This is a genomic window from Lacipirellula parvula (assembly GCF_009177095.1).
Classification (GTDB): Bacteria; Planctomycetota; Planctomycetia; order Pirellulales; family Lacipirellulaceae; genus Lacipirellula; species Lacipirellula parvula.
Genome location: NZ_AP021861.1, coordinates 2,718,349 through 2,743,926 on the forward strand (window position 1 = coordinate 2,718,349; position 25,578 = coordinate 2,743,926).

At 58.8% G+C, this 25,578-nt stretch carries 19 protein-coding genes; 4 read left to right on the plus strand and 15 right to left on the minus strand.

What is annotated here, in order from left to right; all coding sequences use genetic code 11:
• Nucleotides 1-1,627 precede the first annotated feature (1,627 nt).
• From PLANPX_RS10670 to PLANPX_RS10730, 13 genes are all read right to left on the minus strand, one after another.
• On the minus strand, nt 1,628-3,418 hold the full coding sequence (locus PLANPX_RS10670; RefSeq protein WP_152098718.1) for an NAD-dependent malic enzyme: 1,791 nt from the start codon (nt 3,416-3,418) through the stop codon (nt 1,628-1,630).
• Nucleotides 3,419-3,502: 84 nt separating this feature from the next.
• The gene (fumC, locus tag PLANPX_RS10675; protein WP_232536370.1) at nt 3,503-4,954 is read right to left on the minus strand and encodes a class II fumarate hydratase; all 1,452 of its coding nucleotides are present in this window, start codon (nt 4,952-4,954) and stop codon (nt 3,503-3,505) included.
• A 131-nt stretch (nt 4,955-5,085) separates the two neighbouring features.
• A complete protein-coding gene (locus PLANPX_RS10680) occupies nt 5,086-5,661 on the minus strand; it encodes a methyltransferase family protein (protein ID WP_152098720.1) in 576 nt (191 codons plus the stop codon).
• Between the two features lie 111 nt (nt 5,662-5,772).
• Complete coding sequence (locus PLANPX_RS10685) at nt 5,773-6,381, minus strand: glycosyltransferase family 2 protein (protein WP_172991976.1); 609 nt, start codon at nt 6,379-6,381, stop codon at nt 5,773-5,775.
• Nucleotides 6,382-6,496: 115 nt separating this feature from the next.
• Nucleotides 6,497-7,591, minus strand: coding sequence for a M56 family metallopeptidase (locus PLANPX_RS10690; RefSeq protein ID WP_152098722.1), 1,095 nt, complete (start codon nt 7,589-7,591; stop codon nt 6,497-6,499).
• Entirely contained in the window at nt 7,588-7,974 is a 387-nt protein-coding gene (locus tag PLANPX_RS10695; protein WP_152098723.1) for a BlaI/MecI/CopY family transcriptional regulator, read from the minus strand. The genes PLANPX_RS10690 and PLANPX_RS10695 overlap by 4 nt, the downstream gene beginning before the upstream one ends.
• A gap of 11 nt (nt 7,975-7,985) precedes the next feature.
• The gene (locus tag PLANPX_RS10700; protein ID WP_232536371.1) at nt 7,986-8,807 is read right to left on the minus strand and encodes a DUF1559 domain-containing protein; all 822 of its coding nucleotides are present in this window, start codon (nt 8,805-8,807) and stop codon (nt 7,986-7,988) included.
• A gap of 261 nt (nt 8,808-9,068) precedes the next feature.
• The gene (locus PLANPX_RS10705; protein WP_152098725.1) at nt 9,069-11,177 is read right to left on the minus strand and encodes a dockerin type I domain-containing protein; all 2,109 of its coding nucleotides are present in this window, start codon (nt 11,175-11,177) and stop codon (nt 9,069-9,071) included.
• Nucleotides 11,178-11,238: 61 nt separating this feature from the next.
• Nucleotides 11,239-12,159, minus strand: a complete 921-nt coding sequence (locus PLANPX_RS10710; RefSeq protein WP_152098726.1) for a PEP-CTERM sorting domain-containing protein — start codon at nt 12,157-12,159, stop codon at nt 11,239-11,241.
• 171 nt (nt 12,160-12,330) lie between these two features.
• Complete coding sequence (locus PLANPX_RS10715) at nt 12,331-14,130, minus strand: LamG-like jellyroll fold domain-containing protein (protein ID WP_152098727.1); 1,800 nt, start codon at nt 14,128-14,130, stop codon at nt 12,331-12,333.
• Between the two features lie 95 nt (nt 14,131-14,225).
• Nucleotides 14,226-15,398 carry a GntR family transcriptional regulator gene (locus tag PLANPX_RS10720; protein ID WP_152098728.1) on the minus strand — a complete coding sequence of 391 codons (1,173 nt, stop codon included), beginning with the start codon at nt 15,396-15,398 and terminating at the stop codon, nt 14,226-14,228.
• A gap of 346 nt (nt 15,399-15,744) precedes the next feature.
• Nucleotides 15,745-16,416, minus strand: coding sequence for a GDSL-type esterase/lipase family protein (locus tag PLANPX_RS10725; RefSeq protein WP_172991977.1), 672 nt, complete (start codon nt 16,414-16,416; stop codon nt 15,745-15,747).
• Nucleotides 16,417-16,521: 105 nt separating this feature from the next.
• Nucleotides 16,522-16,926, minus strand: coding sequence for a hypothetical protein (locus tag PLANPX_RS10730; protein ID WP_152098730.1), 405 nt, complete (start codon nt 16,924-16,926; stop codon nt 16,522-16,524).
• Nucleotides 16,927-17,309: 383 nt separating this feature from the next.
• On the opposite strand from PLANPX_RS10730, the gene PLANPX_RS10735 reads away from it, so the two are divergent.
• A complete protein-coding gene (locus PLANPX_RS10735) occupies nt 17,310-18,404 on the plus strand; it encodes a DUF1559 domain-containing protein (RefSeq protein ID WP_172991978.1) in 1,095 nt (364 codons plus the stop codon).
• A gap of 299 nt (nt 18,405-18,703) precedes the next feature.
• On the opposite strand, the gene PLANPX_RS10740 is transcribed toward PLANPX_RS10735, so the two are convergent.
• Complete coding sequence (locus PLANPX_RS10740; RefSeq protein WP_152098732.1) at nt 18,704-20,083, minus strand: sialidase family protein; 1,380 nt, start codon at nt 20,081-20,083, stop codon at nt 18,704-18,706.
• A 217-nt stretch (nt 20,084-20,300) separates the two neighbouring features.
• Between PLANPX_RS10740 and PLANPX_RS10745 the strand changes: the two genes are divergently transcribed.
• From PLANPX_RS10745 to PLANPX_RS10755, 3 genes are read left to right on the plus strand one after another with little or no spacing between them, the layout of a single operon-like run.
• Nucleotides 20,301-21,497, plus strand: coding sequence for a Kelch repeat-containing protein (locus tag PLANPX_RS10745; protein WP_152098733.1), 1,197 nt, complete (start codon nt 20,301-20,303; stop codon nt 21,495-21,497).
• A 50-nt stretch (nt 21,498-21,547) separates the two neighbouring features.
• Nucleotides 21,548-22,762 (plus strand): mandelate racemase/muconate lactonizing enzyme family protein, encoded by a 1,215-nt coding sequence (locus PLANPX_RS10750; RefSeq protein WP_152098734.1) that lies wholly within the window; start codon nt 21,548-21,550, stop codon nt 22,760-22,762.
• Complete coding sequence (locus PLANPX_RS10755; RefSeq protein ID WP_152098735.1) at nt 22,763-23,773, plus strand: D-2-hydroxyacid dehydrogenase; 1,011 nt, start codon at nt 22,763-22,765, stop codon at nt 23,771-23,773. It begins immediately after the preceding gene.
• A 66-nt stretch (nt 23,774-23,839) separates the two neighbouring features.
• On the opposite strand, the gene PLANPX_RS10760 is transcribed toward PLANPX_RS10755, so the two are convergent.
• Nucleotides 23,840-25,432 (minus strand): sulfatase, encoded by a 1,593-nt coding sequence (locus PLANPX_RS10760; protein ID WP_152098736.1) that lies wholly within the window; start codon nt 25,430-25,432, stop codon nt 23,840-23,842.
• Nucleotides 25,433-25,578 lie beyond the last annotated feature (146 nt).

The following is a 25,578-nucleotide window of genomic DNA, read 5'->3' on the forward strand; positions in this document are numbered from 1 at the left end:
ACTTTATTCCAGCATGACGGGTGGTGGCGCATTGCTAAAACCTTGTTATTGGCCGACTTGAGCTGACTAGACGCGGCGTTGCGGCATATGCACTGGCTGAGACGTCAGCCATGCCGCGAAAGAAATGCGTCGATTCGACGGAATCGCAAGATATGCAGATCCGCCTTCAACAGCGTGCAAACTAGATAGGGCAGAATGCAGCAAGGGGTAATTGCTACTAAGGGCGTCGAAACTGACGTTATCCGCCCCGCAATCGATCAGACATTCCTACATCTTTAGGCAAATAGCCATTAAAATCAGAGTATGCCAACAAATCTCGCACCGATCGCCAGTTAAGCGTGCGCCGGAAATGCGACCTTGAAGTTTGCACCATGCCGTTTCCTCAGCAGGTGGCGAATTCGCGAAGTGACGCATCACGGTATGCGCCCTCCCGCTGGCAAAAGCGGGCTCGCACTGATTCAACTGGTATGTTCTTTGTCAGCACGCCTCTAGATTGCAGTTCAGCTGATCTCTTAACCGACGGCGATTGTAATGGGAAAAAAACCACATTTCAAGAACCATTTTTTATAAATAGGCGTGACACTACGATCGCCACTAAGCCGTCTGACTTGAAGCTTTAAATATGGAATTTTGAACAACTTGGAGGATTCGCAAGGTCCAGATGCCTGAGCTGGCTTCCTGTTGCGATCATCGACGTTTCTGGAAGCGGGCTCGGATTACATTTGCTCAGTAATGCTGCCGTTCTCCATTTCAAATTGATTGAGGCTTTTGTAGTCCGTCATTCAGTGAAGGCGTACCGGAGTGTTGAGTCCTTGGCTTAGTTTGCCACTCTGCCGGTCGCGTTCCCTAGCCTTGGGCTTGCGCTGCCACGACTAACCGGCTACAGCGGCGATATTTGCAAAGACATAGAGCGAGCTAAGTACAGTGGCACAAGTTTCGCGCCCCTAGCGGCGCGTAGGCGTGCTGATGATGTTCACCAGGGTTTACCGAATACTTGCTGACCGGGGTCCACTTCATTGCCAGCGACAAATTGTTGGCAGCGAAGGCTCGCCATAGCGGTCGTCGCCAATGACGGCAGCGGCCCCGGCGTCGGTTTGTCGACTTCGCTCGCGGGCAGTTTTAGTAGCGGTGGCCCGCTGGCTAACTCGGGACGATGAACTCGTCGTTCGACCAATGGGCGTGCAGCAGTTCGCCCAGGCGCAAGCCTGAGACCGTGGCCGGATCATGTGCTCTTCGGCCTTTGTTAGCTGTCGGCATTCAGCGGCCCCCAAGAGCTTTTGCTGCAACCCGTGAAGGGCCTCGCTGTTGGCGACGTCGCCGAGCCTCGACGCCTTTCGCGACTCCACGCGGAGCGTCCGCAAGGGCGTGGAGTTTTTCCAGCAATTTGCTAAGCCGATAACTGAGGCGCATGAGCAGCAAGCGGGGCTGCGATTCAAGCCGAAGTGGATAGGCGCCGCTGCCGCGCAAGAAGAGTTGGCGGCTGCGAGAAGGTTTGAGGGGCTTTTAAATTAGTCAAATCGCCAATGAGTCAAATTGATCGCGCGTGAAAATGTTCTGATTGGGGGCCATTTGGTTTCCGACACACTGTCGCCTCTCGTACGCTGAATCGCTCCTTAAACGCTCGTCGTCAAACCGCGTCCACGGGGACATAGACAGGCCACCACTGCGATTCGCGAACCGCCTCAACGACGTCGTCGAGCGGATTGCGCACTAACCCCTGGCGAATCGCCGTTCTCGCAACCTCGACCGCCACCACGCTGGAAGTTGTGCGCAAGTCGGCGTTCGAGGGAAGCAGCGACGCTCCTGGAGTCGCGGCTGGAGCTTGCCCAGCGACAGCCTGGGCGGCCGAGAAAATCATCTCGTCGGAGACCATCGACGCCCGTGAGACGACGACGCCCAAGCCAAGACCTGGGTACAGCGCGGCGTTGTTGGCCTGTCCGATCGCATAGGCGACTCCGTTCAATTTCACGTCGTCAAACGGAGCCCCCGTCGCAACGAACGCTTTGCCATCCGTCCATGTCAAAATTTGAGTCGGCGTCGCTTCGTGAAGCTTCGTTGGATTGGAAAGAGGGAAGATGATCGGATGCTCTGTCGCCGCCGCCATCGACCTCACAATTTTTTCGGTGAATTGTTGCGGCGTGGTCGATGTGCCGATTAGGATCGTCGGCTTCACTGCTGCGACGACCGTGGCGAGGTCGATGATCCCGCCCTTCGCCGCGGCTGCGGCTCGCAACCCAGCCATCTCCGGCCAGCGAGTTTCCGTCGCTGGAATCGCCTCGCACGGCGTGCGTTGTAGCTTGGCGACTTCTTGATCGTCACGAGCGTAGGGACGCTGGTAATCGAGCAACCCTTCCTTCATCTCGGCGGTCAGCAGGCCAGGCAGATCGACCAACCAAATGCGAAGCGTGGCTTCGTCAACTTGCAGGCCATGCCGCACCATGAGGTCGCGAATCTGATCAGCAATGCCGACCCCCGCGGTGCCGGCGCCGAAGATGACGACGCGTTGCTCGGTCCAAGTGGTTCTCGTTCGTTCGACGGCGTTTAGCAGGCCCGACAGCACGATGGCGCCTGTGCCTTGCATATCGTCGTTGAACGTCGCCACCTTTTCTCGGTAACGACTCAGGATGCGGCGCGCGTTGGTGGAGCCGAAATCTTCCCAGTGCAGCATCGCCTTGGGGAATAGCTTCTTTGCCGCCGTGACATAGGCGTCAATAAAATCGTCGTAGGCCTTCCCGCGCACGCGGCTGCGGCGGCAACCGATGTACAACGGATCGTTCAGCAGCTGTTCGTTGTTGGTGCCGACGTCGAGAACGACCGGCACAACGCCGTGCGGGTCGATTCCCGCCGCCGCAGTGTAGACGGCGAGCTTGCCAATTGAGATGTCGATGCCGTTGGATCCCCAATCGCCGATGCCGAGAATTTCCTCCGCATCGCTGGCGACCAACAGGTCGATGTCGTCGGGGCCCGCGCCGAAGTCGGCAAGCTTTGCCTCGACCTTCTCCGGCTCGTCAATGCTCAGAAATACGCCGCGCGGTCGCGTCATCACCTCGCTGTAGTTTTCAATCGCCTCGCCGACGACCGGATCGTACACCACCGGCAAGATTTCCAGCATGTGCCGCTGCAGCAATGCGTAAAACAACGTCGCGTTGTTGTCGTGCAGCCGCCACATGTAAACGTGCTTTTGGAGATCCGTGGGCGCTGCGTGATAGGCGGCGTAGGCCCGCTCCAATTGCGGTTCCAGTTCCGTTGTTATCACCGGCGGAAGCAGGCCATCGAGATTCAAGGCAGCGCGCTCGGCCTTGGAAAACGCGGTCCCTTTGTTGAGTGCCGGATCACGCAGTACCTCGTATCCCCGCGCAGTCGTCGTCATGCGTCGACCGGAGCCATCCTTGATAACCTTCGCCTGTCTGCTAAACATCCGGATCTCCTGAGAATGAAGGGAAGGCGTTGCTACGCATCCGTTGCTTACCGAACGTGCCAATTTGCATATATCTCATCGAGTTCACGCGCCCGCGACGCCGTGCCCGACCATTTTCGACGGATTGACGATTTCATCAAACTGCTTCTCATCGACGAATCCGCTCTTCACAGCGGCCTCTTTTAGCGTAAGCCCTTCGTCGTTGGCCAAGTGCGCGATTTTCGAGGCCTTGTCATACCCGATCACAGGCGAAAGAGCCGTCACCAGCATCAGCGATTGCCCGACCGTCGCCTCAATGCGGGAATGGTGGAGTTCCGTTCCTTCGACTGAATAGAGCCGGAATTTCTCGCAGGCGTCGCCAAGAATGCGGATCGCATGCAGCGCGTTGTTGATGATGATCGGCCGCATCGCGTTCAGTTCGAAATTTCCTTGGCTCCCTGCGAAGGCGACAGCGTTGTCGTCTCCGATTACCTGGATGCAGACCATCACCATCGCTTCGCATTGCGTGGGATTCACCTTGCCGGGCATGATTGACGAACCGGGCTCGTTGGCCGGCAAAATCAATTCGCCCAAGCCGCAGCGCGGGCCGGAAGCGAGCCAACGCATGTCATTGGCGATTTTCATGAGCGCAACCGCCAAGCCGCGCACCGCTGCCATGACGGCGACGATTGCGTCGAGCGACCCTTGCGCTGCAAACTTGTTCGGCGCCGTGACGAACGGCCGCGCGGTCAGCTGGGCGATTTTTGCTGCGATCTCTTTGCTGAAGCCTGGAGGCGCATTCAGCCCGGTGCCCACCGCCGTGCCGCCGGCCGCCAGCTGATAAATCCCAGCCCTCGAGGCCTCGACCCGAGCCAGCGCATCGCGGAGTTGCACCCCGTAGCCAGACCATTCCTGGCCGACAGTGAGCGGCGTCGCATCTTGCAGATGAGTGCGGCCGGTCTTCACCACTCCCATCCATTGCTGCGATTTGGCCTCAATGACTTTCGTCAGAGCCTCCACGCGCGGGAGGAGCGTTTCGTCTAGTTCCAGGATGGCGGCGACATGCATCGCCGTCGGGAAGCTGTCATTCGACGACTGTCCCATGTTGACGTCGTCGTTGGGATGGACCGGCGATTTACTGCCGAGCGCTCCCCCCAAAAGCTGGATGGCACGGTTCGAGATCACCTCGTTGACGTTCATGTTTGACTGGGTGCCGGAACCAGTCTGCCAGACGTAGAGCGGAAAATCATCGTCGAGTTTCCCGGCGATTACTTCCTCCGCTGCTCTGACGATGGCCTCGGCCTTCCAAGCAGGCAATCGCCCTGCCGCCGCGTTCACCAGCGCCGCGGCCTTCTTGACGTACCCGTAGGCGTGATAGACGCGTTTTGGCATACGGTCGTCGCCGATCGAGAAATGGATCAGCGAACGCTGGGTTTGCGCCCCCCAATATCGATCGGCCGGGACGTCGATGGCGCCCATCGAATCTGTTTCGCGGCGGAGTCCTGTCGCCCTGATGCCAATCGGGAGATCGGTCACAACCGGATGCTGTGGTTCCACTGTCAGAATTCCCCGTGGCGAAAAGAGGAGCGCACGACTCGACGGGGTAATCTATCGAACTTCGCTCGATTGGCCAACGCGGGATAGGTGGAGTTCGTCGAACGGCGGCTAAACCAGGAGGCCGAGAGACGCTAGAACGCTTCCAGCGCAGCAAGTGCGCTCAGTCCCGCCATGGTTGCCAACACCGCTTGATACTCGCGATTGCGAATCCATTCCCGGAGCGTCCAGGTGCTGTTTTGTGGCGCCAGTCTCCGCGGAACGAACCTGGGAGTCGCGAGGGTGTATTGCCGCCAATCCGCGCCAAAATGGTCGGAAAGTTTCCGCTCTTCATGCAGCACAGCACATACGCACATTGCCAAGCACGCGACCGAAGCCAGCCAGACGATCGCAGACGCGTCGGCGATGGCGGCGAAGCCCGCAACCATCATGAACGTACCTACATACAGCGGGTTGCGGATAATCGAGTAAGGGCCTGTCGTCGTGAGTCCCACGTGCTTGCGCAACGTCCCTGCCGCCCATGTGCGCAGAGAGAGACCGCAGCCGACTAGTATCAGACCGATCCCTATGTGAAGGGGGCTATGGCTCGCAGCGTCGTCGTTCTGTTGCATCGCGATAAATTTCCAGGCGAGCAGCGATAGGACGATCATCGTCGTAAAATGTATCCGGTGTTTCGCGATCAATGCGACCCAATCTTGCGTATTAACCATCTAAAGAATCCTATTTTGAGTATGTTGATAGCAAGGCCATCGATGCGAGCGCTTCCAACCGCGCAGCACCTTGAGACTGTTGAAACGAGTGAGCAAGAGTCAGGCGATTCGCTAGCCTGAGACGCGAGACAGCGACGCCGCGCCTGACGATTGGGCTCGCTTGGCGGCGAGAGGCGTGAGATTTAGCAATGATTCACGATGGAACATCCTCAGGCCGCCGTCGGCGTCTCGAATGTTCGCTTGATTCAGCGTCTGCGCGAGTTTTTCGAACAACTCTGAATAGATGGCGCTCAGAGGCGGCTCTTTGTGTACGGTGCGGTAGCCGCGGACGATCTCGAAGGCACGGGACACGATCGAAAATCGGTCTAGCTGGGAGACGTCGAATTGGCGTGCAACGTCTGTGAACACGACGAGATCGCATGTCGCAGCCATGAAGCCCGACCGGAGAGCAAGGCCGTAGCCGCGGTTGGGCTCGTGCGGGACCAATCGCACGCCAGGATTCGTGATGCTGATCGAGTGGATGGTCGCAGCCGTCCAGTCGCGGCCGCCGTCGTCAATGACGAGCACCTCGTACATGTCTGCAAGCTCAGCGATCGCATTCTTGGCGTCAATAATCGTCCGCCCGATGGTGGCGGATTCATTCCACGTGGGAATCAGTAACGAGAGACTTACTAGAGGCGGCTCGTTTTCGCTCTTCTGATTTGTGTTGTTCAGTGCCATTCTTCGCATCCATGCGTGATGGTTAGAGAATCGAGGCGGATGCAGGCGTGCCTGAGGCTAAGCGCTCTAGCATCTACTAATTATTTAGGAGTTAGGCCGAAATTTTTTTACGACATTACCCCGAAGCAGCATTGCTCCCTTTCTCCAGGTCGTGAAGTTGGAGCCTAGAATCAAATTGATCGAAGTCTCTGACGGGGATCTCGAACGCGTGCAACACCGCAGCCGTCCAACGAGGCCAGGGGGAGCACCATGATTTGGCAGACGCCAAGGGATGGGTTGGCAACCAAAGCTGAGCGACTAAAAGCGTGAGGAACAACATCAACATGGGGGCGAACCGCATGATCCGTCCGTCGCCGGCGGTATCGCCGCTCGCAAGCCGTTGCGCACGGACGTTGAGTTCGTGCGGGGAGCGGACAGCGTTGAGGACGGCAGCGTCTTGCGTGTTCTCGCACCGGGCGTAGCGGAGCAGCATTCTCAAGTACCGTGCGGCGGACTCGCCGCCGTCGACGGCCGCCTCATCGCAGACAAACTCTCGCGCAAGGCGCGCTAGTCGTCCTGCAGTCCAGATGGTTGGCATGAACCACAACAGCGTCTGCACGAGCCGTTGGATGAAAACCTGAACGGGATGCTGCGTTTGAAGATGAGTGAGCTCGTGCTGGAGAATTTGCCGAAGATCGTCGGCGTTGCCGATGACGACCGTTCGGGGAAGCAGCACCAGCGGACGGTGAAGTTGATAGCAGAACGGCGCGATCGAGTCAGGGAGAATGCGGAACTCGACCGCATGCCCGTCCGGGCGTCGCAATGACGTTGGCGTCGCGGCTTGGATGACGGCAAGTTCGTTCGGCGTTGCATGGCGGCAGTTGCGGATGAAGAGGGCTAGCTGGCGCGAGCCGTAGGCCCAGCGGATTGCCAGCCAGGCAATGCCTAGCAACCACACGCAAAGCAGCAGCACGACCGCAGCGTTTTCGACGTGAACGACGCGAATCAGGTTGCGATCGCTCAAATACTGCCAAGGATTCGCCCAGTAAAGATGAGGCAGCAGGGCGCCGGTCGCGAGCAATCCAATAATACAGAGATAGTAGGACGTCCACAGGCGCGTCTTGGTCGTCGCGTTCTTGCAGCGCCGTTCGATTTGGCATGCAAGAATCGTGACGATCGCCGCTTGCAGGGCGAACGAAATCAGGAATTGAAACCAGTGGAGCGAGGTCATTTTCGTGCTTCCAGCTGTTCGATGGCGCGTTTGACTTCCGCCAGATCGGCAGCACTTATCGCTTCGTCTTGAACGACGTTCAGTACCAGAGACTTCAGCGATCCTCCGAACAGTCGGTTGGCAATTTCGAGCGACATCGTTCCTTGCGCGACGTCTCGCTCAACGGCTGGACGGTAGAGGAAGGCTCTTCCCCTCTTGCCGCATTGCGTAAGAAATCCTTTGGTTTCAAGGATGCGCACCGTCGTCATGACTGTCGTGTAGGCCAGCTCGCGCGGAAGCCGCGGGACAATATCGGCGACCGCGATCGGAGCATCGTCCCAGATGACGTTCATCACTTCGGCTTCCGCCGCGGTGAGTACGAATGTTTCGCTCTGATCATTCATGCTCTCAGTTCCTACTGACTATCCCGCAGGGCCATCTGCTGATAGGTCGCCGAATCAACGTCATCGCTAACGAGTGAGACATGGCCATCGGCCCAAGCGAACTGGGATCCCCCGGCATGGCGGCTGCCGAATTCACATTCGTCGCATGGCGTGCAGTTGGGTTGAGTGATCGCCGACCCAACGAGACGGCAAGTGGAGTCCTCGCCTCTGAGGTCGACGCCTAGCCATGTCGAGGGCACCATCGCCATGACGCGTTCGCCAATGAGCAGCGTGTTGCTGAGTCCGCGCTCAAGATCGCTGAAGCGAACTCGGCGGTTGTGCACCACGCTCCCCTCGCCGAAAGAGGCGTCGGCCAGAGCAGACGGTTCGTAGGCTTCATCGGCCTCTGCAGTACCGAACACTCCTTGGTAGTTTGCGGAGGGGAGTCGTATGATCGGCTCCGCTGAGCCGTCGTCAGGCGGCATTGTAGGCGGGGCGTCGTGCGACTCTTCCCCCAACGGTTCGCTCCAAAGATCGAAAGCGGGTTCAATGATGTCCGACGGGCAAATGAACGACGGGTGAGTGGTTTCCTCCATTGCCAGCGTCGGTCTGACGCTAAAGTCGAATCGCTTCGCGAGAACTTCCTGTTCGAGATACGGAAGCACTCGCGTCGCCCAGCCATAAGCGAAACGCTTGTCGGAATTCGCAAGTTGCCAGGCAGGGGGGAGGCTGCCGACCTGATCGTGATGACTCTGAAAAGCCACGCCGATCTGCCGGAGGTGGTTGACGCATGTGGTCCTTCGAGCAGCTTCGCGCGCCGCCATGACCGCCGGCAGCAGCAACGCGAAGAGCATCGCGATAATTCCAATCGCGATCAGTAGTTCTAAGACAGTGAAGCCGCTCGGGAGGGCCCGAAGATACTGCCTTGCGTGCATTATTGAAGTTTGATTTCGCATGCGCTACACCGGCTCGTTAGGTCGATGCAGCCGTTTTACTAAGTTATTCGTAGTTGAGGCAACGCCGGTTTTTTGAGAATGATCGGCGAGGCGCCAGCCGCTAGCAACCTAAGAGTGAGCGTCCTTTTGGTTGCGTCGCTTGCGTTAGGAAGCGATTTTTCAATCGCGCGTTAAGCCGTCGAGACGCTTTCGTCTCATGACAGCATTGAAAAGCGTAATCGCCAATATTGCTGCATCAGGTTCGGGGATGCGAAACGTCGGCGATTCTGAAACGCCTTCAAGGCCGAAATTTAGTTGCCAAACTTTCAAGTCGGCTTGGTCGATCTGGCCGTCGTTATTCGCGTCCGCGGGAGCGAATGGTCCCGCATCAGGGCCAGCTGTTCGTTGCCACACGAGAAAATCTTCGCCGTCGACGCGATCGTCTCCGTTGAAATCGCCAGGCCGCGTAAATGTTGCATTGAGGTCGAGGTCGTCCACAAGGACGTCCGTAAAGACTTGAAACGAACTCCCTAGCCTGTTTTTGTGCAAGCCAATTCCATTGGCTTCCCCAGGCATGGCGCGAAGGTTGGCTAGGCTCAAACTTGGTCCATACGGGAGTCCGTTGACATAGGCCTGCAAATGACGGCCGATAAGTTCCACGCCAAAATCAATTCGCTCATTGGAGTCGATATAGCCGTTCTGGTTGACGTCGAAGTCCCCTGATCCAAACGCGGCGGGCAGTGCACCAGGCACTGGCTCGCGCGCGTTGGCCTGCCCCGTGAAATAGTTGAAATTGGCGATCGTGCTCAACCCGCTGGCGCCCAGGCCAGTTTGCTCGCGCACCAGGAGGTCGCCGTTAGGACCGAACTCGACGGCGACCATGCCGTTCTCCAGGGAGGAAGGCGAGCCGAAATTCTGCTGGCTGCGACTCCTAAGCATGAGCAGCAAGTTGTGATTGAATTTATTGGACTCGTCGCCCGCGATTCCCGACGGTGCGGCGCCGACGACGTTGAAGCCGACTCGCATGGAGAGATTGACGTCCGAGGCGTCGACGCCGGACAAGTAAACGCCGCCGGTGGTGTCGGCAGGAGTCGACCCCACGCGCGAACCAGTAATCCGCAACTCGTTGCCCGCGATCTGGATCGTACCGGTCGGAATCAGTTGCGCTGCCGTGTTGCCCCGTTCGACGTAGCTGTAGCCGCCAGTTTCCGGCAGACCGAGGCTGTTCGTCGCCGTTGACCCGTCCGCGCGGGTGAATGAGTCGGCAAGATTTCCGAGTGTCACGGTCGCCATGTAAATCGACGCTTTCTGTTGATGCGACGAATAGTAGCTGACCCAAAGCTTGTTGTCCTTCCATACAAAGCCGGGATAGCCGGTATCGCCGCCCGACGGCAGGCGGAGCAACTCCTGCAACGATCCCGTGGCAGGATTGAGTACGCCCAGCGAGGTACGGGCATTCGTTGAGAAATTATCCAAAAACCGTCCGCCGACGATAATGCGGCCGTCGGGAATTCGGATCATGTCGGGGCCGCCGACGAATACGTTCGTATTCTGAAAAGTCCAGTTCGTCATATCGGAGCTAACGCCAACCAACGCACCGGCGCCCTCGCGGCGAACGAGAGCGACGCCGCTGCCATTGTCGTCGAACAGCAGGGTTGTTTCGTTTCCCGCTGCGAAAGCAGGCACGACGGAGCCGAAGACGGTTCCCGTCGGGCTGGCGAGCAGTCTCGTTTGACCGCTAGCGCTGCCGTAGCTGACGCCATAAGCGGCGTTGTTCGCTGGGTTCCACGTTGCACGCCACAGCCACTGAGAATCGCTCAGTGCAGCTGAAGGGTTCGACCAGTTCGTTCCGTCGGGAGAGAACCACGTGAACGATTGCCTCGTGCCCGACGCCCCCACGTTAGGAACGTCGGTCGCCAGCAACATGAGTCGGCCGTCAGGCGTGACGGTGAGCTTTGGATCGCGAAGGTCGTGGTCAATCGCGCCGAGACTGATGACTGCAGAACTGCTCCAGCTTGACCCGTCGAGAGAAGTGAGGATGCGGACCTTGCCGCCAGCCTGCCCAGCCGCGGGCACCCCATGCATCGGCCCCTCGCGGAAGGTGAGAAAAAACGAGCCGTTGTAATAGGTGAGCCCGGTGAAGGCATTGTGCGGCGCGGCGTCCCAGACTTTGCTCACGCTCTCCAAGCGAGCGTCGCTAATGATGGCCGCGGGAGCGACGCTGATCGCTCCCGCGGCCGTGAACAGCCAAATAATGCACCCGACGACAGCCGGTCTTGAGATCGTCATCGCAACGTCGTCTGTGCGAGTGAGTAATGACGCGAGCCGTGCGATTGCCTCGCGGAACGCCTCAGCGTTGACGCCGACGAGCGGCGCATGCGCAAGCCATCCCTAGCATGGCGAGAGCGGCTGAGGCAGGTTCTGGAACGACGGTGACGTCCAGATTGTCCACGAGCAGATCCGTGCCAACGGCGAGCGTGCCGCCAATACGATTCTTTTGCAAGCCGATGCCGTTGATTTGGCCAGTGGCCGCCGAAGTGAGCGCTAGGGTGATGGGATCTCCGTACTGCACGCCGTTGACGTAGAGATTGAGCGACGTTCCGGAGAGCGCTGCTTCGAAGTGAACGGGTTCATTGACATCGAGATACCCGTTTTGATTGACGTCGAATGTGCCTGATCCGAAATTGGCTGGGAGCACGCCCGGAAGGGGATCGCGGGACGCTGCCAAGCCGGTGAACGGATTGGCGTTGCGCACGAAGACGAGATTCGATGCGCCTCGCTGCTCGCGAACTTGGATGGCCCCGTTCGCCACCATCTCGATCGCGACTAATCCGGCGTGATCCACGGCGGTGGTGCCGAAGTTTTGCCCGACGCGGCTGCGAAGCATCAGGAGAAACGTATTGTTGAACTGATTCGGCGACGATCCGGTAGGCGAGCCTGCGGAAAGCAGAAACTCCAGATCAAGCCCAACTCGCACGTCACGATAATCCACGGGCAGATAGGCGCCGCCAGTGATCAAATTGTGAGCTAACGTGGTGTTTTGTTGGCCGGTGATCAGCAGCTTGTTATTGCTGACGGCGGCAGTGCCGTCGACCGTGGAACCGCTCGCGCTGTTGTTGCGTTCGACGTAGGCGATTCCGCCGACTTCCGTGACGCCAACGCTATTGGTCACGGGCGTGCCGTCGGCACGCGTGAAGGTGTCAATAATCGCGGCCTGCGTCGTCGCCGCGCCCCAGAGGGCGACGAGTGCCGTCGTGAGCAAAGTCTTCATTAGCCAATTCCTCCAAGGTGTAGCGACGCCATCGCGTCACTGAAGCAAGAGTTCGGCGCGTCAATTCAGCTGGATTGACGACCGACTCGACGGAACACTGCCCCCGCATATGCTCCGCGAGTCGGCCGCCCAAACCAAACGGGAGCGCAGGCGCGCTCTCGCAAGAACGAATTAGGCGGGGAACCGTCGCGAACGGCGCGTGAACAGCGCCGCGAAGCCAACGCATGCCATCGCAGCGGTCGCCGGTTCGGGAACGACTCCGACGGCGCCTTCAGCCCCCACGGTCCCGAAGTTGGTCTTCCAATCGTTCAAGCTGCCGACGCTGGTATTGCGTTGCCACACGAGAAAGTCGGCGCCGTCGACCTTTGAGTCGGCGTTGAAATCTCCTGGAATTCCAGTCGGCAGCGTTGCAATGAGAGCGTCGGCGCCGTTGGCGTTCAAGAACGTCACTTGTTCGGGGGTCAAGGCGCGACCGAGGATCATCACGTCGTCCATGCTCCCAGTGAAATTCTCGTTGGCGTACGCTCCGCGGTAGCCGCCGCGATCTTCGCCGATTCGTAACTCATTGGTTCCTAGCGTTTGCACGGTGCCGGCAGGGAGATCGGTCTTGCTGGCGACAAGGGTGCCGTCCAGGTAAAGCTTCACCGAATCGTTCGTCGTCCCGGTTTCGTAAACAATCGTGAGGGTTTGCTTGGTGTTAATGTTCAAGTCCGGCTTGTTCGGCCCAGCGACGGTCAAGGTCGCGGCTCCGGTATTGCTGGGGAGGAACAAACGGATACCGGTGACGGTGCTCGGATTGAAGTCGAGAATCAAGCTGCCGGCGGTCGATCCGGTGCCAGCGTAGCTGCTGAGAATTCGAGCGACGCCGTTGCTCACCTGACCGTTGGTATAAGGATTAACGACTGCCGAAATCGTGAAATTAGGGCCGAGATCGCCGACTTGGCCGGCGTTGATTTGGCTGAAGATTTGATTGCCCGGCGTCGTGGGAGGTTGGGGGTCGAGGAAGTTAAACGAGGTGTTGCCAACCTTCGCGTTAGCTGCAGCCGAATCAACGGTTCCCGACGCGCGTACGATCCCGTTTTGATTTCCATCGAGCGTGAACTTGTCCGTGACCGTCGTGCCCGTATCTCCCTCGAAGTTGTAGTAGACGGCTTTTTCGCCCCCCACGGGCGTAATGACGTTAGAGACGGGAGCGCCTGTGCCGCCGTTGTAAATCGATGAAATCTGAGCGGGCGACAACGAGCGCGAGATCATGAACATGTCGTCGGCGTTACCGACAATCTGCTCGTTGGCGCTATTGGTCCGTGGATAGAGCGAGACGTCCTCGCCAATCCGCAGGTTGACGGTGTTGGAGTAAGCTCCGAGCGTTCCGCTAGCGGTGGTGGAGATCGGATTGCCGTCGATGTAGAGCTGAACCGCGGAGTTTCCGCTGACCGTGCCGTCGACGGTCATCGCGTAATGATGATAGCCAGGCGACAACGCAGGCGTGACCGTGCCGGTGAACTGGATGCCTCCCACAATGCCGCGCAGGCTCGAGTTAGTAGCTGAACGGCCGGAGTCAAGCAGCAAGACGTTGTTAGGGACCGTGCCGGAGGAGAAACTGCTGAAGATGCGGAAGCGAGCCGTCGGAAGGCTCACAACATCTTGATTCACCCATCCGCCCAAGGTGAACGAGGCGCCCGCGGCAAGCGTCGAGTCTGGAATTTCGATCGAAGAAAAGTCGCCTTCCGCCAGCGGCGGCGGGTTGTCAAAGAAGGCCGCTTGATTGCCGAAACGCGGATCAAAATTGTCCGTGGGATCGACGTTGTTGTAGATGACGCCGTTCTGTGCGCCGTCTGACGTGAGCTTGTCGGTAACCGTCGTTCCGCTGTCGCCTTCAAAGTTGTAAAGCAGGTTTGCTGCGCGGGCAGTACCGCCGCACGTAAGAGAAAGTGCGAAGATAGGCGTAATGAGACGGCGCACGCTGTTCATCGGTGACGCTCCCCTGTGGAAATGAGATTGCGAACTAAAAAATGATCGGTCGCTCGCCGCTCATCCGTGCGTCAATCCCAGCGCAGGCGTCCTGCCTACATTCCCGGCCAGCGCGGCGGCATTGCAGCTGGCTCGGCGATTGTTTCCCCTTGATGGAAACCTAACGGCGCCAGAAATCGACTGGCGTCGCTAATTGAACGCACCCCGCGCTTCATCTGATCAAGCAGTTGCGCGGTGAGCTTAGCCGTCGCCGGCTCGTCGACGGTAACGGCGGTGAGTCGTTTGGCGAGCACGTTCAGTCGGCTTGCTCCGCCAAAACTGACTAACGAAATCTGATGCGGCGGCTCGATTCCCGCGCGCAAGAGCGAGAAGTAGCATGCCTCCATGTCCGAGTCCCAAGGATCGATGATTGCCGTGGGGCGACGATCTTCGGGCAACGTCAGCATCGAGGCGAGCGCTTCGTCAATCTCGCGCGTCCGCGCAGGCCCTACTTGGCTCGACTTCGACGCGCCAATCTTGATCAACTCAGGCGGCAGATCGCTGCCGGCTTTGCGGAGCGCCAGGCTGAGAGCCGCTTCGTAGCGATTAACTGCTTCGCTACGGTGACTAGCGAGAAGCGCGATGCGGCGGTGCCCGCGACTGAGCAACGATTCCGCCGCTTTGATGATCACGTCTTCGAATGAAATTGCCACGACCGGCGCCGGGACGCCGTCGATCGCGCGATGGAGCATCACGATCGGGATGCCCTGGCTTTGAAGCTGGCGCAATTGATAATCGGGAATGTTCCCCACGGTCGGCGGGAGCAGGGCGACTCCAGCCACCCGCTTGTCGAGAAGCTGCAGGATGATGTCGCCTTGGCGGCTGGTCTCGTTGCCAGTCGTGCAGACGAGGATTTGGTAGTGCAGGTCGCTCGCCGCTGCGGCGAACCCATCGACAAGCGCCGGGTAGTGGCCAGATTGAATTTCAGGAAGGACGATTGCGAACGCCGCCATGTGCGGCTGGTTCTTCACGGCCTCGCGATCGCATACGACCGTCCCTTTGCCTGGGTGTCGTTCGACGACTCCGTCCTGCTCAAGGGAAAAGAGCGCCTGCCGCACCGTGCTGCGCGAGAGAGAAAAACGTCGCGCTAATTCGGGTTCGGACGGAAGAAAGTGCCCTGGGAGGTAAGCGCCGTTCGCAATTTCTGATTCCAATGCGAGACGCAGTTGCGCGTGCTTCGTGCCCGCACCGGCGTCGGCGATCGACGAATTGTCCTTGATATCGCTCATTGCTTCTTGCTGATTCGACCACAACCCTCGCCGACGCCACTGAATGACAGGATGTTCGGACAGGTTGTATGCTACATGCAGTCCAGCGGGGTTGCAACAAAAAAATTCAAAGTCTCTAGCGATCACCTGCAGAGGACCGTCGACGCAATTAATTTGTTAGGTAAGTTATTATGGAGAAAAAAGTTATGCGATTACTTGTTGCCACTGGGCGAGATAGGTAAGTTCCCGAATCGGTTGTCGGCCAGCCTGTCTGGTCCGCTAAATGACCTACTGGAGAACGTAGTGGCGATTCTGAGGCGGTAGGCGAAGTAAATGGGGCCTAGCCGCCACTGGCTGAAGATCGGTTCTACTTGCCCTTGGCGTCTTGTTCCGATTTCTTCTCTTGGCGACGAGCATCAATGGCCGCGCTGATCGTTTCCGCTATCAGCTTCGAAGCGGCGGCATTGGGATGAACTCCATCCGAAAAGTCGCTGCTGTGCGAGTCGCAGGCACTGTAGACGTTGATCAGCGTGGCGTTCTCGTCTGCAGCAACGCGGCGTAGCTTCGGCACAATTTCCTTGGCGAGAATTGCATCCGTGTCCCATGGTTTGCCGCGATCTCGAAATAGCGGCGGCGGCAAACAAACGAACACGTCGACGGCAGGATTCTTCTCACGCAGCGAGCGAATCAGCGATTTGCAGTCGTCGACGAATTCGCCTCGGTGTTGCCGCCAATCGGCTTCTTTCGTGTCGTTTGTCCCTAACTGCACGATGGCCACGTCGGCGCCATACGCTTGAGCGAGCTTCCATTCGTTGGTCGCCCAAATCGACTTCGCACCTTTCCTGAGCAACGTCGTTCCGCTCATGCAGAACGCGCGAACTTCGTAGTCGCCCCCGAGGATCTCTTGGAGTTGAGCAGGGTATGCTTCGCGTTTCGGATCCTTCAATCCATGCCCGCACGTGATGCTGTCGCCGATACAAGCGACGCGCCGCACGGGCTGCTGATCGACAGGTTCGTCAGCGTGAGAGCGTGGGCTCAAAGCGGCCGATATACCGGCAGTAATAAAAAGGATTGCTGTTTTTCGATGCACGTTACATCCGTCTAGGCGAAAGGATGCTGCGTAGTTTATCGCGGCCGCGCCCTCTTAACGCGGATCAAGCTTGAACTGTGCCGGCGCCCCGCCTGACGCGCTTGAGACGACGAAACCAAGCTCCGTTTCCGCGTTGTATCGCTTGGGGAGCATTTCGCGGTCGCCGTTCTTCTTGCTGATCGTGACGCGGTAAATTCCTGGCTGAATGCCAGGCAGGCCTTTCTCGATCGGCAGGACGAACCCCGCGCCGTCGCTGTTGGTCGTCGCGTGAGCGGCCTTAATTCGTTCTTGCATGAATTCCTCAGGATGGAACTCCACGATGGCTCCATCGAGCGGTTTGCCGCCGACCGTGACGAAGCAAGTGAGACTTTGAAGTCCAATTCTGCCGATCTGGTAGCTCTCTAGATGAGCTTTAAGCTCATCCTGATCAATTTTGGAGTCCTTGTTCACGTCAATCATGGGAATTGCAGCACGCAGCCCAGGCCATGCGCTCAATTCTCTAGCGTCCAAAGACCCGTTGTGATCGGCGTCGTTCTTATCGAACGCCTCTTGAGTCATCTGCACTGGATCAAACGTCGGTACTGTCACTCGCTGCGGCCCGCGGTTGCATCCTGCGAGCGTAATCGCGAGCAAGGGCATCAAGGCGAGCAGGGGCATGTAGTCGGCGGGACAAGCGAATTCACGACGATCGAGTCGTCGGAAGTGAGGTAAGCGCGTCGCCATGTCTCAACCTGCGGCAAAGTTTGGGGAAATTGATTGACACGTCCGCTCTCGAGTCTTAGCATACAACCTGTCCGTACAATCTGTCCACTCCCGAAGGCATGGATTTTGAGGGCTTTCTTATGGCGTCGAATCGGGCTGGTCTTTCGTCATCTCGCCGTCACTTGGCGGCGTCCTGCAATAGCTTCCGCGTCAATGCTGGCTCGACTTCAGCGGTCGTCGGTAGTCGGGGGTTCACGCTTGTCGAACTCTTGGTGGTGATCGCGATTATTGGCGTCCTCGTCGCGCTGCTGCTACCAGCCGTTCAGGCGGCTCGCGAGGCGGCACGGCGCGCCAACTGCGTGAGCAATCTTCGCAACGTGGGAATTGCGACGCTCAACCACGTGGATGTACAAGGGCACTACCCGAGCAACGGCTGGGGGTCTCTGTATACGGCCGACCCTGATCAAGGATTTGGAAAGAACCAGCCGGGTAGTTGGCTCTTCAGCATTCTGCCGTATATCGAACTTCAGGCGTTGCACGATATTGGATCCGGGTCTCCCGGATGGCCTGTTCCAGTCAAGAAGAAGCGAGCGTTACTGCAGACGATACAAACGCCGGTTCCCGTCTTCTACTGCCCAAGTCGTCGTCCTGCTCTGGCTTATCCCGTCAAGCAATGGTCGAGCGTCCTGAATTTCGTCCATGATGGAAGCGATTTAGCGCGAAACGACTATGCGGCGTGCTCGGGGTCGGGAAGCACCATCGCCGGGTTGACGGGCACGTCAAGATATTTCGCTCAAGACTACAACGAGGCTGATACGTTCACGGGGTGGCCTAACCCCGAGCTTTATAACGGCATCAGCTTCATTCGCAGCGAAGTGGCTCTGCGTGAAGTCACAGACGGTACGTCCAATACATATTTCGTTGGCGAAAAGTCCGTCAATGTCGACGCTTACAACGTCAACGGCGAGGCGAGCGTCGTTAATCTTGCCGATCACGGCGACGACCAAGGGTGGTTGATCGGTCACAATGGCGACACGGTGCGCTCGTCGGGCAGCCCGCCGCTGCAAGACACGTTAGGAGTCAATCCTTACGAGTTTTGGGGAAGCGCTCACCCTGGCGGGTTCAACATGATGTTCGGCGATTCGAGCGTGAAGACAATCAACTATGAGATCGACCTGGTGACGCATGCCGCGCTCGGGACGCGGAACGGGGCAGAAGTGGCGGCGACTCCGTAGTTGCCAGGCTTGGTCGTCGCCGATGTTGCACCGCAGACTCCGCCTGCGGCGATCGCTAAATTTCCTCGCCTCATTCGCCAGACGCTGAACGCTGCGATGGAGTGCTGCAGAAATTTTCGCAGGGGCGCCTGTTTGGCCAAAGCGAGGTAAGGCGATTTGATGCAGCGGCGCAAGTGAGCGTCTCGCCTTGCAGTCAGCGTCATTGCCGCTCGAACGCTGCCTACTCCAGGCTCGTTGCCGGCGAGTAGGCTCGGCGGTTTCCAGCAGCTTCTCCGTTCGTGTAACCTACCAAGCTACCGTCAACCAGCCTGCGGTTCGACGCTCGCCGTCCGCCCGTAGATGTAGCGGGGGTTTCTGCCCCAAAAGCCGTAGTCGTAGGCGACGAACAGCTTGTTGTCCTCCGGCGTCTCGGCGATGGCCATGTAGTGCGTCGTCGGCACTCCAGAAGTGAGTCTCACGACGTTGCTCCACGTGTCGCCCTGGTCTCGGCTGAAGGCTAGGTAATTGCCGTTCCAGTGGTGTTGGGCGTGCGGCCAGCAGGCTTTTTGCGGGACGCGAACTCCGAAGGCTGCGACGAGAATTCCGCTCCGAAGTTCCACAAGGTCTGGATCAACAACGGCGCCTTTGAGCTCATCGGGGTTGTTTTCATCCAACAGTTTTCCTGAAGCGCCTTTCGTGCGACGAAACATATCGGCCCACAGCTCGGTGCGGTGAATATCTAGACCGGCGAAGATTCGAGGGCGGGGCTGGCTCCATGTGTTGCCTTCGTCGTCGGACGTCGTTTCGTACAAGTCTCGTCCAGTGCGGATGAAACAAATGAGCCGCCCGGGATGCTTGCCTCCGCTCACGCGGGCGATTACCGGTTCATTGAAGCCCTCGGTTCCCACGGCGGGGTCGACGGCGACGGTGGAGACGAGATCCCAACTGCGCCCTTCGTCGGTTGATCGCACAAGCATCACGCGCGTCTTCATCATCGTCGGTCGGTAGGTCGACGGCGTGTTGTCGCCCTTCATCGTTCCGTACACGGTAGTCAGCAAGTCGCCGTTGGGGAGTGCGATGATTCGCCGATGGACGCGCTCGGCGTCGTGCGGATGGCCGCCGTCGTCTTTCGTGGCGTAAAAGTCGATCCCCGGCAGATTAAACTCGACGTCAATCGGGCCTTCGAGCGTGCGCCAGTCGTCGTCGGAAACGTAAAGTTGCCCCACGCCTTTCCCTGGCGTCTTCCCCGGGGTGACGTAGGTGTCGAGCGCGACGATCCGCCCACTGGCAAGTTGCACCGCCCCGCCTTCGAGATTGAGGCCGTTCTCGCCTGGCTTGAGGGGAATGTTGGTCCACGTTTTCCCCATATCCCGTGAGACGTTGGTGGGCATCGCGTAGGGGTAATGCATCCGCGGCGTGGGCGCCGGTTTATCCGGAGTTTGAGCCTGGACGATCAGCGTTCCATATTTCGTGCAGAGCATGTACGGCTGCAGGCCACGGTTCATCACCATCAGTTCGTCGCCGAACTCAAGCCGCAACTTGCCGTCCGCCTCAATCGTTTGCGGCGTATTACGCACCAGCAGTTCGCCGTCGTCGCTGGCGACAGACGTATCAGCTTTCGTTGATACGGCGGTGAGGAGCGGCGCCGACAGAGCAAACGCTGCCGACTGTCCGAGAAACGTGCGTCGTTGGTACGCCATGATTCCAACCTCTGCCTAAGTAATTGAAGTGGCCGCGCGGGCTCGCGTTTGTTCCCGTCGTAGAGCTCGGTTGCATTGACACGCTCGATCACGCCGATATCATACATACTGTACGGACATGCTGTCCATTGAATTCGGTAAGTATTCGACACTCTGAAATCGTTGCTGGATTGCCACTGCGATGCGTCAGCCAAAACCAACGGCGGTTCCGCCACCGATGAGGCGCCGCAAGCGCTCATTTGACGGGCTGGCGTTCAATATCTCCGCGGTAATAACTCCCGCCTTCTTGCGCATGGCGTCGATCATTGTTCTCGCCGTCAATACGATCGCTGCCTTGGACCTGCGGCAGGGCTACGGACGGCATGCGGATGGGGATGAGAGTGTCTGGACCGAGTTGGATCCTCTACCCGATCCGGTAGGCTACGCAGGAATGTTCTGCGGGACGCTCAACGGAAAGTTGATCGCCGGCGGCGGCTCGCAATTTCATGACCGGCCAGTCTGGCATGACGGTGAGAAGGTATTTAGCGACCGGATTTTTACGCTCGCCTCTGCGAAGGCGAAATGGAACGAAAGTCCGCAGCGATTGCCCTTGAAGGTTGCGCACTTCGCCAGCGCCGTCACGGATGATGCGATTTACCTGGTCGGAGGAGTGAATGCATCGGGTTGTTTGGCAAGCGCCATCCGCATCACGGCAGATGGAGACGAGTTGATTTTTAGCGAATTGCCGAGCTTACCTCGTCCTCTGGGATACGCTGCGGCTGCGGTTGTCGATGATCGACTTTATGTCGTGGGAGGCCTCCCCGCGGTCGGCGCCAAGCAAGCGAGTCGAGAAACCTGGTCGCTGAACTTGTCTCCCCAACGTGAACCTCTCGCATGGCGACGCGAACCAGATCTTCCCGGCCCAGGCGTCCACGTCGCGTGCACAGCCGCTGATCAGGGCCGTGTTTACTTGATCGGCGGCATTGGCTTCGATCCGCAGGGGGCGCCCATTCCTTCGGCTGCCGTTTACTGCCTTAAGATCGGTGCGCAGAAGTGGGAGGTTCTTCCGCCGTTGCCAGCGCCACGCGTGGGCGCTGTCAGCCCTTGTGCCGTCGTCAATGGACAGATTTGCGTGATTGGCGGATACGCCGATGTTTTTCCGGGGCTTCCACGGGAGCATCCTGGTTTCTGCCAAGAAACCTTCATCTACGATCTCAAGCAGAAGTCCTGGCGCGCGGGCATGTCGCTGCCAGTCACTCCGATCGTTGACCGCGATGCGCCCGGCGATTCCGGTCCGAAGCCCATGATCGCCGCTCCGTGCTGCATCTGGGAAAGCAACGTCGTAATCGTCGGCGGCGAGGTTCGCTCCTCGGTGCGGACGCCCACTGTTCTCGCGGCGCCGATTGAGAGCCTCCTCAAGTCGACTCTTCGATAAACCCCAACGCATAGTCAACCGTCGGGCTTCTCCTTCGCGGGAACTCTCGCATGTTCATTACCGACGTCCGCACGACGCTGCTCACAGGGCCGAGCACGAACGATCCTTACCTGAGTGAAGCGCGTCGCTTGCGGAGCGCTGCGTTTATCGAAGTTCTTACCGACGGTAAGCATGTCGGGCTTGGCGAAACGTACGCCGGATATTTTTGCCCTGAAGTAGTTCCTGCGATCGTCGAGTTTTTCAAGCCGATTCTGGTCGGCCAAGCCGTCGACGACGTGCCGGAACTCTGGCGCCGGATGTATCACTGCGGCAATTTTTGGTGTCGGGTGGGCGTGGGCGCTGCGGTGCTCAATGGCATCGAGGCTGCGCTGTGGGATCTGAAAGGTAAGCTCGAAGACAAGCCCGTCTACGAGTTGCTGGGTGGCTTGCGGCACGAGCGCCTCAGTTGCTACGCGACGGGCGGCCCCAGCAATTATCCGCTCGACAAGCTCGCGGCCAAAGTTGACCACTATCTCAGTTTCGGCTTCCGCGGAGTTAAGGTGGGGGCTGGATGCTACTCCGCCGACGGCGGGTGGTACATTCCTCATGGCGTCCAGGAGTCGGCGGAGTTCGAAGCGACGAAGGTTGAGTTCTTGCGCTCTCGATTCGGCGGCGAGATCATGCTGATGCTGGATGCGCACATGGGCAACACCCTCGGTCCAGCGTGGTCGCTGGACGTGGCGACGGCCGTTGCGCGAGCGGTAGAGCCGTTTGACCTATTCTTTCTTGAAGAGCCACTACCTTACGCGAGCTCCCAAGATTACGCAGATTTGTGCCGCGCGACGACGACTCCCATCGCAGGCGGAGAATGTCTCACGTCGTCGTGCGAATGGAAGGCGTATGTCGACCGCGACTCGTTCGACGTTGCGCAGCCCGACGCTTCCTTCACCGGCGGACTGAGTGAATTTCTCGCTGTGGCGGAGATGACGGCCGCCCGCGGGCGTCGCATTGCGACGCACGCCTGGGGCGCCGGCGGCTCGCTGATGCAAAACATCCACGCCGGATTCGCAGCGCCCAATACCTGCATCTTGGAAGTGCCCCCCAACTACGGCGGGCTCCACTTAGAGGTGATCGACGGAGGTTTGACGATCCAGGATGGTTACGTGCTGCCGCCAGACCGCCCAGGACTTGGGATTGTGCTGACGGAAGCGACTCGCCGTCGATATCCGTTCGTCGCTGGAAGCGGTGAATTCAATAGCGTCCCCGGAAAGTTGCTGACCACGTAGATGAAAATCGTTGTTGATTTTACGATCCGCCGCCAACCGCTCGAAGAGTTGGCGCGACGCAGCGACGTGGAACTCGTGGTGCTCGATCCTCCGGCAGAAGCGGTGCGCGAAGTCGATCCGAGCTTAATTCGCGATGCTGATGCGTTGTTCTGCACCTTCCCGCCAGCGAACCTGGCGAGCATGGAGCGATTGAAGTGGGTGCAAATTGCCTCGACGGGTTACACGCAATTGTTTGGTTTGGGGCTGTCTGAGCGGGATATTCGCGCAACGAATGCCCGCGGGTGTTTCGACGTTCCCATCGCGGAGTGGAATATCGCGATGATGGTTTGTCTCGCACGAAACGTGCGTCAGATGATTCGTCACCAGGAGGCTGGCGTCTGGGACCGCAGCGCGGAATTTCAAACCGAGATACGCGGAAAAACTGTCGGTATCTGGGGCTATGGGGGCATCGGTCGTGAGACGGCGAGGCTAGCACGACAATTCGGCCTGCGCGTCCATGTGATGACGCGCAGCGGCGTGCGCCCGCGGCCCGATATGTTCACCTTACCAGGGACCGGTGACTCGGACGGCGTTCTTCCTCATCAGGTATTCTGTGCGGGCGAGGAGGAGGCATTTCTTGGCGGACTCGATTTCCTCATCGTGGCGATGCCGTTGACCCACCAAACTCGAGGATGCATCGGAGCCGCAGAATTAAGGCGACTGCCTCCGCACGCGTTTCTTTTGAACCCCGCTCGCGGGCCGATTATCGATCAGCAGGCGCTGCTTACCGCACTTGGCGAGCATTGGTTTGCCGGCGCTGCGCTCGACGCCCACTACGACTACCCAATGTCCCCGCAGAATCCTTTCTGGAAGTTTCCGCAGGTGATGATCACTCCGCACATCTCCGGTTCGTCGCTGACGCCGACGTTCGCGGAACGGATGTGGAGCATCTTCATGGCGAACGTCGATCGCTTCGCTCAAGGCGAGCCGCTCCTCAACCAACTAAGCGTTGCTGAACTATCTGGACAGTGATTCTCGCGGCAGCGTAGGCAACGGCTTGGATCGTCCGCCGAGGCGAATGTGCACGACATCGCGCAACTAGCGAGTGTGTTGCGGGTGCAGGGCGTCCACCTTGTTGGGCGGATCTTTGTCGCCGGAGGCGAAGTACTCGTGGTATCTCCACTCGTGAGGAAGCGTCTGCGGAGCAGAGGCGAGCGAGTCGTGTTCTCGCGTGAGGCGATCAAGCGTCTTGGACGAGAGTAGGGGATCGTTGGTTGCCATGCGCCACTCGTGCAGCGCTGCTAAGAGATGAGATTTTACGTCCTTGAGTTCCGGCGTTTCAGCGCGGTTGTGAAGCTCGTACGGATCCTCTTGCAGGTCGTACAACTCGACGGGCGGAGGCGTTAGCCAAGTTCGATAAGCGGCTTGGACCTTCGGGCTGCCGGCGGCGACCTCGTCGGGAGTTACGTAACTTGGATGTTGCGGAGTCTCATGTTGGGTGTAAGCCGCGGCGACTGGATTAGGGCGATCTTGCAGGAGGTTAACGATTAGTTTGTAGCGATCGTCGCGTATCGTTCGCTGCGGAAAGTAGAGCGTTGGAATGTGGGCGTGATACTCCGCGCTCAGGTAATTGCGCCACGAGGCGTGCTGGTCTCGACACAAAGAAAGCAACGAGCGGCCAGGCAGGTCGGAAGGGCCGGGAATGGCCGTTGCCTCGAGAATCGTGGGCAAAATATCGATTGATGAGACCAGCCCGCTGCGACTCTCATCGGCTGGAAGCTGCTGAGGCCAGCGAAGCAGCAGTGGGATGTGCAGGCTTGACTCGTAGGATGCGAGTTTGCCGCGCGGAAATTGCGCCCCATGATCTCCCAGATAAATCACGAGCGTGTTCTCCTGCTGACCGGTCCGTTCCAGCACGGAAAGAAGTTCCCCCACGCCATCGTCAAGCCGCATGAGGCAGTTGTAGTAATCAGCTTGGCATTCGCGCAGCCGCGGAGCGTCCAAGCCGATCCAGGGCAGGGGGCGAACGTCGTTCGCGACAAGGGCTTCGGAGGGCGAGCCGTACTGCTGACGCAAGAAGGGGAGGTGAGCGTCGGCGTAATTGACCATCAAGAAGAAGGGGGCTTCTTCGCCGCGGATGAAGTCCTCGGCTAGTTTCGCCACCTTGCCGACGTTGCGATGCGTGAAGCTATTGCACTCGCTAACGTCAGGGCGGTAATCGAACGGAAAAGCCGATTCTGGATTGACGTGTAATTTTCCGATCAAGCCGGTGCGATAGCCATGAGCGCGCAAGATGCTGGGAATGTTGGCGCGCACGCTGCTCATGCGGTAATAGGGGGCGAGTCCAATCTGACCGTTTTGATGGGGATAAAGCCCCGTGAGAATTGCAGCGCGTGACTCGCTGCAACTCGCGGTGGCGACGAACGCCCGGTTAAACCGTATCCCTTCCGCAGCGAGTCGGTCGAGGTGCGGCGTGCGAACGAAGGAATCGCCGTAACATCCCAGTTGAGGGCCGCTGTCTTCTGAGGTGATCAGCAGAATATTTGGCGTCGCGGCCGCGACGATTCGAACTGCAGCGAGCGTCGGCAGGGCGAGGCACGCGATGGCGAGAATTCCCTTCATGAAAGTCACTTTCGATTGCGGGACTGAGCGGTCAGCCACCGGGCGGCAGAAGCCTGCTCGCAGTTTCATTTTCTAGGCTCTTCGCGGGAGAAAGATTGCAATCCGGAAGTCAATTGTACAAGATGTACGTACTTCCTGTATGTGTTGTGGCGAGAGGGATTCGTTTTGCTGTCGAGTGGGCAATTCAGGCCGTCCTTCGCGGAGTTACCAGGGCC